General features: G+C 58.8%; 12 protein-coding genes. 9 read left to right on the top strand and 3 right to left on the bottom strand.

The annotated features are described in order from the left end of the window. Nucleotides 1–159: 159 nt before the first annotated feature. The 3 genes from dapE to PMI26_RS05605 all read left to right on the top strand — a co-directional run bounded on the left by dapE (nucleotide 160) and on the right by PMI26_RS05605 (nucleotide 2,582). On the top strand, nucleotides 160–1,311 hold the full coding sequence (gene dapE / locus PMI26_RS05615; protein WP_007978414.1) for a succinyl-diaminopimelate desuccinylase: 1,152 nt from the start codon (nucleotides 160–162) through the stop codon (nucleotides 1,309–1,311). Further along, the gene (locus PMI26_RS05610) at nucleotides 1,311–2,120 is read left to right on the top strand and encodes a putative RNA methyltransferase (protein WP_007978416.1); all 810 of its coding nucleotides are present in this window, start codon (nucleotides 1,311–1,313) and stop codon (nucleotides 2,118–2,120) included. The genes dapE and PMI26_RS05610 overlap by 1 nt, the downstream gene beginning before the upstream one ends. A gap of 84 nt (nucleotides 2,121–2,204) precedes the next feature. Beyond that, nucleotides 2,205–2,582 (top strand): hypothetical protein, encoded by a 378-nt coding sequence (locus tag PMI26_RS05605; RefSeq protein WP_007978418.1) that lies wholly within the window; start codon nucleotides 2,205–2,207, stop codon nucleotides 2,580–2,582. A gap of 125 nt (nucleotides 2,583–2,707) precedes the next feature. Here PMI26_RS05605 and PMI26_RS05600 read toward each other — a convergent pair whose 3' ends face one another. Next, the gene (locus PMI26_RS05600; RefSeq protein WP_007954750.1) at nucleotides 2,708–2,917 is read right to left on the bottom strand and encodes a cold shock domain-containing protein; all 210 of its coding nucleotides are present in this window, start codon (nucleotides 2,915–2,917) and stop codon (nucleotides 2,708–2,710) included. A gap of 236 nt (nucleotides 2,918–3,153) precedes the next feature. Here PMI26_RS05600 and plsB point away from each other — a divergent pair, with 236 nt between their 5' ends. The 6 genes from plsB to PMI26_RS05570 all read left to right on the top strand — a co-directional run bounded on the left by plsB (nucleotide 3,154) and on the right by PMI26_RS05570 (nucleotide 8,863). Then, nucleotides 3,154–5,646: a glycerol-3-phosphate 1-O-acyltransferase PlsB gene (gene plsB, locus PMI26_RS05595; protein ID WP_007978420.1), complete on the top strand. Its 2,493-nt coding sequence runs from the start codon at nucleotides 3,154–3,156 to the stop codon at nucleotides 5,644–5,646. Between the two features lie 159 nt (nucleotides 5,647–5,805). Next, entirely contained in the window at nucleotides 5,806–6,183 is a 378-nt protein-coding gene (locus PMI26_RS05590) for a YbaY family lipoprotein (RefSeq protein ID WP_007978422.1), read from the top strand. 245 nt (nucleotides 6,184–6,428) lie between these two features. Continuing rightward, nucleotides 6,429–6,767, top strand: a complete 339-nt coding sequence (locus PMI26_RS05585) for a YbaY family lipoprotein (protein WP_007978424.1) — start codon at nucleotides 6,429–6,431, stop codon at nucleotides 6,765–6,767. Nucleotides 6,768–6,866: 99 nt separating this feature from the next. Then, a complete protein-coding gene (locus PMI26_RS05580; protein WP_007978426.1) occupies nucleotides 6,867–7,265 on the top strand; it encodes a YbaY family lipoprotein in 399 nt (132 codons plus the stop codon). Between the two features lie 29 nt (nucleotides 7,266–7,294). Continuing rightward, the gene (locus PMI26_RS05575; protein ID WP_007978428.1) at nucleotides 7,295–7,984 is read left to right on the top strand and encodes a DUF4197 domain-containing protein; all 690 of its coding nucleotides are present in this window, start codon (nucleotides 7,295–7,297) and stop codon (nucleotides 7,982–7,984) included. A gap of 237 nt (nucleotides 7,985–8,221) precedes the next feature. Continuing rightward, nucleotides 8,222–8,863, top strand: a complete 642-nt coding sequence (locus PMI26_RS05570) for a hypothetical protein (protein WP_007978430.1) — start codon at nucleotides 8,222–8,224, stop codon at nucleotides 8,861–8,863. 178 nt (nucleotides 8,864–9,041) lie between these two features. Here the strand turns inward: PMI26_RS05570 and PMI26_RS05565 are convergent, their stop codons facing one another. Beyond that, a complete protein-coding gene (locus tag PMI26_RS05565; protein WP_007978432.1) occupies nucleotides 9,042–10,388 on the bottom strand; it encodes a Fic family protein in 1,347 nt (448 codons plus the stop codon). Nucleotides 10,389–10,532: 144 nt separating this feature from the next. Further along, nucleotides 10,533–10,814, bottom strand: coding sequence for a DUF6124 family protein (locus tag PMI26_RS05560; RefSeq protein ID WP_007978434.1), 282 nt, complete (start codon nucleotides 10,812–10,814; stop codon nucleotides 10,533–10,535). Between the last annotated feature and the right edge of the window lie 494 nt (nucleotides 10,815–11,308).

An 11,308-nucleotide genomic window follows, 5' to 3' on the forward strand; every position in this document is an offset into this window, starting at 1 on the left:
GTCGCGGTTTACCAATCGCCCCCAATTCCTGTGGGAGCGGGCTTGCTCGCGAATGCGTTGTAACAGTTGAGGCATATATTGACTGACACACCGCTTTCGCGAGCAAGCCCGCTCCCACATTGAAGCCCAAGCCCATATCTCATGATTCCGGAGTTTTCCATGACGGTCCACGCCGACCTTTCGCCGACCCTTCAACTCGCCATCGACCTGATCCGCCGTCCGTCCGTGACGCCGGTCGACGCCGATTGCCAGAAGCAGATGATGCAGCGCCTGGGCGATGCCGGTTTCACTCTGGAACCGATGCGCATCGAAGATGTGGATAACTTCTGGGCCACCCACGGCCAGGACGACGGTCCGGTGCTGTGCTTCGCCGGTCACACCGACGTGGTCCCGACCGGCCCGGTGAGCGCCTGGCAGATCGAGCCGTTCAACGCGCTGATCGACGAACACGGCATGCTCTGCGGCCGTGGCGCCGCCGACATGAAAGGCAGCCTCGCCGCCATGACCGTCGCGTCCGAGCGTTTTGTCGCCGACTACCCGAATCACAAGGGCAAAGTCGCGTTCCTGATTACCAGCGATGAAGAAGGCCCGGCGCACCACGGCACCAAGGCAGTTGTAGAACGCCTCGCCGCGCGCAAGGAGCGTCTGGACTGGTGCATCGTCGGCGAACCGTCGAGCACCACCCTGGTGGGTGACGTGGTCAAGAATGGCCGTCGCGGCTCCCTCGGTGCCAAGCTGACCGTGCGCGGCGTGCAAGGTCACGTGGCTTACCCGCACCTGGCGAAGAACCCGATCCACCTCGCCGCTCCGGCCCTGGCTGAACTGGCCGCCGAGCATTGGGACCACGGCAACGATTTCTTCCCGCCGACCAGTTTCCAGATCTCCAACGTTAACTCCGGCACCGGTGCGACCAACGTGATCCCGGGTGACCTGGTGGCGGTGTTCAACTTCCGTTTCTCCACCGAGTCCACGGTCGAAGGCCTGCAAAAGCGCGTCGCCGATATCCTCGACAAGCATGGCCTGGACTGGCACGTCGACTGGGCCCTGTCCGGCCTGCCGTTCCTCACCGAGCCAGGCGCGCTGCTGGACGCGGTGTCGTCGAGCATCAAGGACATCACCGGTCGCGACACCAAGGCGTCCACCAGCGGCGGCACCTCCGACGGGCGCTTCATCGCGACCATGGGCACGCAAGTGGTTGAGCTGGGCCCGGTCAACGCGACCATCCACCAGGTCAACGAGCGCGTACTGGCAGCCGACCTCGATGTGCTGACCGAAATCTACTACCAGACCCTGATCAAGTTGCTCGCCTGATGCTTGCCTGCCCTATCTGCAGCGCACCGCTCAATGCGGTGGACAACGGTGTGGTCTGCCCCGCCGGGCATCGTTTCGACCGTGCGCGCCAGGGTTACCTGAACCTGCTGCCGGTGCAGCACAAGAACAGCCGCGACCCCGGGGATAACCAGGCGATGGTAGAAGCCCGTCGTGATTTCCTGAATGCCGGGCACTATGCGCCGGTGGCCAGGCGTCTGGCGGAGCTGGCCGCCAGCTATGCGCCGCAGCGCTGGCTGGACATCGGCTGTGGCGAGGGCTACTACACCGCGCAGATCGCCGAGGCGCTGCCGGAGGCCGAAGGTTATGCCCTGGACATCTCCCGCGAAGCGGTCAAACGCGCCTGCAAACGCAACCCGCAGCTCACCTGGTTGATCGCCAGCATGGCGCGGGTGCCGTTGGCTTCCGGCAGTTGCCAGTTCCTCGCCAGCGTCTTCAGCCCGCTGGACTGGGAAGAAGCCAAACGCCTGCTCAGCGTCGGCGGCGGCCTGATGAAAGTCGGGCCGACCAGCGGCCATCTGATGGAATTACGCGAGCGGCTGTACGATGAGGTCCGCGAATACATCGACGACAAGCACCTGGACCTGGTACCGGAAGGCATGGCGCTGGCGTACAGCGAAACCCTGGAATTCAAACTGACGCTCCACAGTGGTCAGGACCGGGCGAACCTGCTGGCCATGACGCCCCACGGCTGGCGCGCCAGTGCCGAACGCCGTGCTGCCGTTATCGAGCAGGCCGAGCCGTTCGAGGTCACCGTGTCGATGCGCTACGATTATTTCGTTCTTCAATAACTTCAAACATTTTTGGTCTTGGGCAACGGCTCAAGGCCGGCTAAATCCGCGAATGGATTTTTCAGACCCGCAGTGAGGACATCCATGCGCCAGCCCGATATCGAGATTTACCTGAAAGACGCCGACGTCGATCACAAAGCCATTGCCGCCTGGCTCGGCGCGGCACTTGGGCCGTGTTCGGATTGGGTGCAGAAGGGCCAGACCTACAAGTGCAAGGCCGGCAACGTGCCGGTGACCTGGCTGCCAAAAGCGGTCGGCAAGTGGAACAGCCTGTACCTGGAAAGCGACCAGACCCCATGGGACGACGACATCGCCTGCGCCCGCGCCGCGTTTGCCGCACTGAACGTCGAAGTGCGTTGCGCGCCGGGAACCTGGGTCGAGGAAGAAGGTGAAGAGACGGCGGACCGCTGGATTCGCATCAGCGCCGATGGTGAAGAAGAGATCACCTGGAAGACCGCTTAATAGCCAACAACACCGATCAAATGTGGGAGCGGGCTTGCTCGCGAATGCGGTGGATCAGCCGGCATCAACTGCGACTGGCACACCGCATTCGCGAGCAAGCCCGCTCCCACAATGGTTTTGCGTGATTACAGACCAACAACATCCTCAGCCTGCAACCCCTTCTGCCCTTCGACCACCGCATACTCAACCTGCTGGCCTTCGGTCAGTGAACGGTGCCCCTCGCCACGAATCGCGCGGTAGTGCACGAACACGTCCACCCCGTCCTCGCGCTGAATGAAGCCGTAGCCCTTGGCGTCGTTGAACCACTTCACGTTGCCGGTTTCGCGTGTTGCCATTTGTTCATACTCCCTTTTTATTATTGATCGGGCTTTTCGCAGGAAAGCCTCGGGAACGTCAGCCTGCGCATACCGGTCCCATGAGGGCAACGGCGACAGAGCGCCGAGTATATGACAGACGCTGAAACTCTCAATAGCACTTTACTTCGCCGCTTTTTTGCCGATTTTCGACGAATCCGGCACACTACACAGCGCCCGAGCAAACGCTTGGTTTCATTCACTCATGCAGAAGCCGTATGACCCGTTCCCCGTTCCGCCGTCTTGTGTTTGGCACCCTGCGCCGACTGCTGTACCTCTGGGTTCGCTCGGAGACGATCAACCAGTCGTCGTTCACCCTCAACCTCGACCGCAGTCGTCCGGTGTTCTACGTCCTGCAAAACCCTTCGCTGACCGACCTTGCCGTGGTCGACACCGAATGCAGCAAGGCGGGCCTGCCGCGCCCGGTGCTGCCGGTATCGGTGGGCAACCTGCTGGAACCGGCCGCGTTCTTCTACCTGACGCCGGACCCGGACTGGCTCGGCCGTCAGGACAAGCGCGGCGCGCCGCCAACCTTGACCCGCCTGGTCAGCGCCCTGAGCCAGAACGCCGCCGAAGACGCGCAGATCATTCCGGTCAGCGTGTTCTGGGGTCAGTCGCCGGACAGCGAAAACAGCCCATGGAAACTCCTGTTCGCCGATAGCTGGGCGGTGACCGGGCGTCTGCGTCGCTTGCTGAGCATCATCGTATTGGGGCGCAAGACCCGCGTGCAGTTCTCCGCGCCGATCCACCTGCGCGAACTGATCGAGCACAACAAGGGGCACGAGCGCACCGTGCGCATGGCCCAGCGCATCCTGCGGGTGCATTTTCGCAACCTGAAGGCGGCGGTGATCGGCCCGGACATTTCCCACCGTCGCAACCTGGTCAAGGGCCTGCTGAACCAGCCACAGGTCAGACAAGCGATCCTCGACGAAGCCGAACGCGAGAACATTTCACCGGAAAAAGCCAAGGCCCAGGCCCTGCGCTATGGCAACGAAATCGCCTCGGACTACACCTACACGGCCATCCGTTTTATGGAAGTGGTGCTGAGCTGGTTCTGGAACAAGATCTACGACGGGATCAAGGTCAACCACATCGAAGGCGTGCAGAAGGTCGCCCAGGGTCACGAAGTGATCTACGTCCCCTGCCACCGCAGCCATATCGATTATCTGCTGCTGTCCTACCTGTTGTTCCGCAACGGCCTGACCCCGCCGCACATCGCCGCCGGGATCAACCTGAACATGCCGGTGATCGGCGGCCTGCTGCGTCGTGGCGGCGCGTTCTTCATGCGCCGAACGTTCAAGGGCAACCCGCTGTACACCTCGGTGTTCAACGAATACCTGCACACCCTGTTCATCAAGGGCTTCCCGGTGGAGTATTTCGTCGAGGGTGGCCGTTCGCGCACCGGGCGCATGCTGCAACCCAAGACCGGGATGCTGGCTATCACCCTGCGCAGCTTCCTGCGCTCATCGCGCATGCCCATCGTCTTCGTACCGGTGTACATCGGCTACGAGCGCGTACTGGAAGGCCGGACCTACCTTGGCGAGTTGCGCGGTGCGGCCAAGAAGAAAGAATCGATCTTCGACATCTTCAAAGTCATCGGCGCACTCAAGCAGCGCTTCGGCCAGGTCGCGGTGAACTTCGGCGAGCCGATCAAACTGGCGGAATTCCTCGACAGCGAACAGCCGAACTGGCGCCAACAGGAACTCGGCCCGCAGTTCAGACCAGCCTGGCTCAACGAAACCACCAACCGCCTCGGCGAGAAGGTTGCCCGGCATCTGAACGAAGCGGCGGCGATCAACCCCGTCAATCTCGTTGCCCTGGCGCTACTGTCCACCAGCCGCCTGGCTCTGGATGATCGCGCCATGGCGCGGGTGCTCGACCTGTATCTGGCGCTGCTGCGCAAAGTGCCGTACTCGCCACACACCACCCTGCCGGACGGTGACGGCCGGGCGTTGATCGAGCACGTGAAAGACATGGACCTGCTGTCCGAGCAGAGCGATGCCCTAGGCAAGATTCTGTATCTGGACGAACAGAACGCCGTCCTGATGACCTACTACCGCAACAACGTATTGCACATCTTCGCCCTGCCGGCACTGCTGGCGAGCTTCTTCCAGAGTGCCTCGCGCATGAGCCGCGAACAGATCCTGCGCTACACCCGCGCGCTATACCCGTACCTGCAAGCGGAGCTGTTCATTCGCTGGTCGCTGGACGAACTGGACGGGGTGATCGATCAATGGCTGGAGGCGTTCGTCGAACAAGGCCTGCTGCGTTTCGAGAACGATGTGTACCTGCGCCCGGCGCCAAGCTCACGGCATTTCGTGTTGCTGACGCTGCTATCGAAAAGCATCGCCCAGACCCTGCAGCGCTTCTACATGACCGTGTCCCTGCTGCTCAACAGCGGTCAGAACAGCATCAGCGCCGAAGAACTGGAAGACCTGTGCACGGTCATGGCCCAGCGCCTGTCGATCCTGCATGGCCTGAACGCCCCGGAGTTCTTCGACAAGAGCCTGTTCCGCCACTTCATCCAGACGATGCTCGACCTCGACGTGCTCAAACGCGATGAAGCGGGCAAGCTCGGTTATCACGAACTGCTCGGCGAACTGGCCGAAGGCGCGGCCAAACGGGTGTTGCCGGCGGAGATCCGCCTGTCTATCCGGCAGGTGGCGTTGCATCGCAGTGAAGATGCTGCGGAGTTGGTAACGCCAATCTGATACAGCGATGTAAAGGCCTTACAGAAGCAAGGAAGCTTCTCACCCATCCCGCTATACATTCGCTACCGATCGCAGGACTTCCCCTACGCGGGATTCGGCGCCCAAGCGATACGCTGCCAGCTCGTCACTATCGACGAATCATTGGATAAGGAAATCAAAATGAGCAACGAAACCGTCATCAGTATCAGCGGCAACGTGTATTACCTTGAACGAATTGCGCTGCTGCCGAATTCGACACTTTATGTGAGCCTGCTGGATGTCACCGTCTCCGGTGTGCCCGGCAAATTACTCGACCAGCAAGTCACCCCTGATGCCGATATGGCCGGGTTGAAGTTTACCCTGTCGTATCGTGCATCTGACGCCGTGCCTGGCCGCCAGTATGCGATCAGCGCCCAAATCAAAAATGACGACAAACTGATTTTCGTAACCGCCAAACGTCACTCGGTGATACTGGATGGCACTAGTCTGCCTCCTCAGGAAGTGCTGGTCCGTGCAGGCAACGGAAATGGCAGCGTCCGCAATCCTGATCGTCCATGACCCTTGGAAGTTGCCGGTCGATATTGCCAGCAAAATTCGCTGGAATGATGCTGCGGAATTGGTAATGCCCCTGTGAATCACTCCCATGACTGCGCGTGGGTTTTATGGCTGAAGCAAGGACGCTTCTGACCCATGCCACTTGCTTTTCGCCCCTGCTCGCAAGAGTTCCCCTACATAACAAACGCTGCCTCGACCCTATGCTGGGCCCTCGTCACTACCGACGATCAATCGATAAGGAAATCAATATGAGCAACGAACTCCTCAGCATCAGCGGTAAAGTGTATTTCCTGGAAAATACTGTACTGCGGCGTAACTCGACTCTTTATGTCCGTCTGGAGGATGTCAGTCTGCAAGATGTCGCAGCAAAAGAGCTGGCCGTACAGATCACTACCAATGCAGAAAAAGCCGGGCTGAACTTCAACCTGACGTACAAGCTTGCTGATGTCCTGCCCGGCCATCGCTATGCACTCAGCGCGCGCATCAACCACGAAGACCATCTGCACTTCATCTCCACTCAAACTCACCCGGTGGAACTGGGTGTCGATCATGTGAAGGAACAGGAAGTGCTGGTCCAGCTCGTCTGAGAACACTCCCCAGGCAAGTTAGGCGATATCCTCGGTAAAATCCGTTAAATTGTCGTTGGCGCCGGTCTTCTTCGGGCGCCAATGACAAGGATCCGCTTCATGAAAAAACTCTCTCTCCTCGGGCTTGCGGTTTTGCTCGGCGCCTGCCAATCCCTGCAACCGGCCCCGAAAGCCAGCCTCGACGGCGAAGTCTTTTACCTGCAACGCAGCGCCCTGCCGCCCACCGCTACCCTGAGCGTGAGCTTGCAGGACGTGTCCCTGGCCGACGCACCGGCCATTGTCCTCGACGAACAGAACGGCCCGGTCAAAGGCCAGGTGCCACTGCCGTTTCATCTGAGCTACGATCCGGCGCAGGTCAAACCCGGCCATCGCTACTCAGTCAGCGCGCGCATCGAAGTCGACGGAAAGCTGATGTTCACCACCACCGAAAACCATGCCGTGCGTCTTGACGGCAAGGACCCGCAACCGCTGAAAATCCGCGTCGACGCCGTTCGCTAACTCTCTCTTTTCTGAACAAGGAAGCTGCCATGCTCCGCCCTACCCTTCGTTTTGCCGGCCTGTGTGCAGGTTTGATGATCTGTGCCAACGCCCTGGCGCTGTCCCTCAGCGACCTGTCGCAGAAAGACGCCACTGGCGGGCTCAAGGACGCACTGACCCAAGGCGCGCAACTGGCCGTGAAACAACTCGGCACCCCGGGCGGCTTCAGCAACAACCCGGAAGTAAAAATCGAACTGCCGGGCAAACTGGGCAAGGTCGCCAGCAAAATGAAACAGTTCGGCATGGGTGACCAGGTCGATGAACTGGAAGCCAGCATGAACAAGGCGGCCGAAACCGCCGTGACCCAGGCCCAGCCAATCCTCGTCGACGCCGTGAAGAAAATGACCGTGGAAGACGCCAAGGGCATCCTCAGCGGCGGCAACGACTCGGCCACCCAATACCTGAACAAGACCAGCCGCGAACAGATCCGCGCCAAGTTCCTGCCGATCGTCAAGCAAGCCACCGACAAGGTGGGCCTGGCCCAGCAGTACAACTCGTTCGCCGGGCAAGCGGCGACCATGGGCGTAGTGGACGCGAAGAATGCCAACGTCGAAAACTACGTCACCGAACAGGCGTTGAATGGCTTGTTCGAAATGATCGGCAAACAGGAAGAAACCATCCGCCAGAACCCCGCGGCGGCGGCGACCAGTTTGGCGAAGAAGGTATTCGGCACGCTCTAGGTCCCGAGAAACCGCTGTGGTAGCGAGCCTGAACTGGTGCGCTGCATTGCAGTGAAGATGCGGCGGATCTTGTCGAGCGCAACTGACCGTCACCTTTCCCGGAAACAGGGACGTTTCCGATCAATCCCATATGCGATTCGCCTTCTCACAGAGAGCTTTTCCTACGCAAGGCTTGATTGCGTTGGGGGTACGCTCAGCGCTCGTCATTTCGACGAACCAACGGATAAGGAAATCATTATGACGCAACATACAATCAACGCACTCTTGCACTTTCCTCCGGACTACGAAGTACCGGAAGGCTGCGACATCAATATCAGAGTACAAAACATTACCGACAGAACTATGCCGACCCTTCACGGGATATGGGGCAGCAACACACTTCCCTCGGCACGCCCCATCAATTTCGCTGTCCATGTCCCTTCAAACCGGTATGACGTCGGAAGTCGCTTTGTCATCAACGTAAAAATCTCCCATCAGAACACCGCGCTCTTGCTGGATATAGAGCGAGAGTTCCATTGGGCAGGTGGGGATCACGATGCAGACATTTATTTGAGCCCCTTGGGCTACATCGCCGTGGAAAAGACCTGGATGCCGAGGATTGGTTACCCTGCGGACTCGAAACTGTATGTAAATCTGATTGAACCCGTTAGCGATGAGAACGACGAGACCCTTGTGTGTGAAGGGGTCGGCTTGACCGCGGAACCCAATTTCTATTTGAAATATGACCCCTCCATGATCAAACCGGGCCGACGTTACACGCTGGTCGGTTCATTTGAGACCTATGGCCAGCGTCGACTGTCGCTGGGACTTCATCCAGACAATCTGATACTGAAACCAAATGATGTTGTTCCTCTTCCAGGTTTCGGTGCCTCTACCTAAAAACCTGCGGATCGACACTTGACGCAAGATCCACTTATTTCATGTCACAGGCGTCAGTATTCTACTGGCGCCTTCGATATGGAGCTGCTCATAAAAACACTGATCCTGGACGACCACGGGCGTAGTGGACGCGAAGAATGGCAACGTCGGGAGTGGACCTGCTCGCTCCCATATTGGTTCAGGTCACGGAGGCAGGTCGTAGAAAAAATACCCACTCCTGCCCCATCTTCCGTTTCTCAAATAACTTCAACTCGACCAGCCCATTCAATGTGGCTGATGCCGTGTTGTAAGAGCACCCCAGGTTTTCCTTCACATTGACCGCAGTAAATTCCTTGGCCATTCCGCTCTTGGCCACTTGAAACACGGCCCGCTGATTCTCCGTGAGTTGCTCGAGAAAACCACTGTCCCGCAACCATCGATCAAAGCACTCGGCATCAACCAGACTTTTCCGATACGCCTCGGTAAAACTGGCCACGGCACGCAGCACCACCGAACACTGGAAATCGATGAAATACGTCAGATCCAGATCATCCGCCTCGGTATCCAGGTATGAGCGCCCGTACTTCACCGGTGCATTGCGTAACAAGACACTGATCGCGATGTAGCGGAACGCCGAGAAGTCATTCTTGAACATGAACCAGTAAAACAGCGCCCGCGCGACCCGACCGTTGCCGTCACGAAAAGGATGCTCATAACCCAGGGCAAAATGCAGAGCAATGCCTTTGATCAAAGGATGAAGGTAATCCGCTTGATGGAGGTTGTCATGGGAATGGTTGATCCATTGCGCCAGCGCCTGCAAACGCAACCCAATACCTGCTGCGGGCGGCGGCGTATGAACGGTGTTGCCCTCGCCATCCTGCACCACGACATCATCACGGCTTCTGAACACCCCCGGCGAATACTGCAGATCATCGATGCCCTCGACGCCAACGCGGTGCATCGCCGCGATCAACTCAACGCTCAGAGGCTCGTAGCGCTGCTCCCAGGCGAAGTTCATCATCTTGAAATTACCGATAACCATTCGCTCGTCCGGCGTGCGCGGCAGGCGGTGACGCTTGAGCATGTCCTTGGCCACACGTGTCGTGGTTGCCGCGCCTTCGAGCTGGCTGCTACTGATGGCTTCATCTTCAATCAGGTCATTGAGCAGATAGCTGAAGTGCGCACGCTCGCCGATCTGGCTGGTCATGTACTCCAGCACGGCCGTAGTGGTTTGCCGGTCTACCGCGGAAATAGCCTTTTGCGCCAGCGGCGTCAGCACGAATTGCAGCCACCGCACCGGATCACCCAATGGCAAAAGACTCGAATACTGCGCCGTCCGGGCTTTCTTGACCAAGGCCCAGCACAAACTGGAATCCAGCCCCGGTGCCCAGCGATAGCGCAACGCATCGAATGGCAGATAACGCCCCTGATCGTCCAAGGGCTTGAGCAGAGCCAGGTAATCCGAGAGGCGTTCCTTGTGAGGCGACTGCCCTAGCCGATCAAACACCGGGTCGGTCCGTCCCCGCAACTTGGGTGGATTCTTCATGCGCACTGTCTCAAACATTCACAAAACCGGGGGTTGAGTACAACACCTGGGCTCATGAGCCTCAATATCAGACGGGTCCGAGATAAATGTAGGAACAATGGGGGCCCGCTGATGGGTACAGGTTCAGCGGGCCTCTTCGTATTGTTATTGCTGCTGATCCAACTGATCGAGCACGCGATTCACTGATAGTTGCGCGAGGACAATCATCTGCTGAATGCCGAGTGCCAGATTGCAGGTTGGGCCGGCCAGGATGGACGACAGTTCGGTTGCCATTACATTGGCTGAGGCGAGGGTTTCGTAGGCATGGACCAGCAAGGTTTCGGAGTCGACGCCTGGGTGGATGGTGAAAATTGGGCAGGGACGGTTTGAAGTGCCGGTATTTTCTTCGGACTCTGGAGCCGGGGGGTTGGGGCTGGGTTTGATCATTGTGAAGCTCCTAACGAAAGTTGGAGCAGCCAGCATCACTTGCAGATGATGGGTGGCAGCTGTATGCGGGTCTGCAAGACCGAGTCGTTAGGCAACCTCGGCAGACCCGAAGATCTCCCGCACACAGCCACCATAAATCGGTGGTCGCTAAAGAAGCGCCACGATTATAGGTGCGCCAGTGGGCGCCTAACAAACTATTGGCGGGCTTGCAGTCCCGGTCGCTGAATTGGCAGCGACCGTCAGAGGCTAGTGATCGTTCTTCCGACAGGCAACCTGAAAGTCTTGTGGGAATGGTCTGAATGGTTGGCTTGGGCGGTAAACGTTGTTGACTGTTGGGCAGCCATCGCGAGCAAGCTCGCTCCCACAGTTGGGCCGGGGACACCTGAAAGAAATTGGTTGGCTGGCAGGACGCCTTCGCGGGCAAGCCCGCTCCCACAATTTTACCGAGTACATCTGAAAGAAATTGGTCGGCTGTCAGGCCGCCTTCGCGAGCA

It is taken from the genome of Pseudomonas sp. GM33, from assembly GCF_000282295.1.
Taxonomy (GTDB): Bacteria; Pseudomonadota; Gammaproteobacteria; order Pseudomonadales; family Pseudomonadaceae; genus Aquipseudomonas; species Aquipseudomonas laurylsulfatiphila.

Excerpts from the sequence above, each read along its gene's own strand:
- PMI26_RS05580 (WP_007978426.1), top strand. The coding sequence starts at position 6,867 with ATGAAAAAACTCTCTCTCCTCGGGCTTGCGGTTTTGCTCGGCGCCTGC.
- PMI26_RS05570 (WP_007978430.1), top strand. The coding sequence starts at position 8,222 with ATGACGCAACATACAATCAACGCACTCTTGCACTTTCCTCCGGACTAC.
- dapE (WP_007978414.1), top strand. The coding sequence starts at position 160 with ATGACGGTCCACGCCGACCTTTCGCCGACCCTTCAACTCGCCATCGAC.
- PMI26_RS05610 (WP_007978416.1), top strand. The coding sequence starts at position 1,311 with ATGCTTGCCTGCCCTATCTGCAGCGCACCGCTCAATGCGGTGGACAAC.
- PMI26_RS05585 (WP_007978424.1), top strand. The coding sequence starts at position 6,429 with ATGAGCAACGAACTCCTCAGCATCAGCGGTAAAGTGTATTTCCTGGAA.
- PMI26_RS05600 (WP_007954750.1), bottom strand. The coding sequence starts at position 2,917 with ATGGCAACACGCGAAACCGGCAACGTGAAGTGGTTCAACGACGCCAAG.
- PMI26_RS05565 (WP_007978432.1), bottom strand. The coding sequence starts at position 10,388 with ATGAAGAATCCACCCAAGTTGCGGGGACGGACCGACCCGGTGTTTGAT.
- plsB (WP_007978420.1), top strand. The coding sequence starts at position 3,154 with ATGACCCGTTCCCCGTTCCGCCGTCTTGTGTTTGGCACCCTGCGCCGA.
- PMI26_RS05590 (WP_007978422.1), top strand. The coding sequence starts at position 5,806 with ATGAGCAACGAAACCGTCATCAGTATCAGCGGCAACGTGTATTACCTT.
- PMI26_RS05560 (WP_007978434.1), bottom strand. The coding sequence starts at position 10,814 with ATGATCAAACCCAGCCCCAACCCCCCGGCTCCAGAGTCCGAAGAAAAT.
- PMI26_RS05575 (WP_007978428.1), top strand. The coding sequence starts at position 7,295 with ATGCTCCGCCCTACCCTTCGTTTTGCCGGCCTGTGTGCAGGTTTGATG.
- PMI26_RS05605 (WP_007978418.1), top strand. The coding sequence starts at position 2,205 with ATGCGCCAGCCCGATATCGAGATTTACCTGAAAGACGCCGACGTCGAT.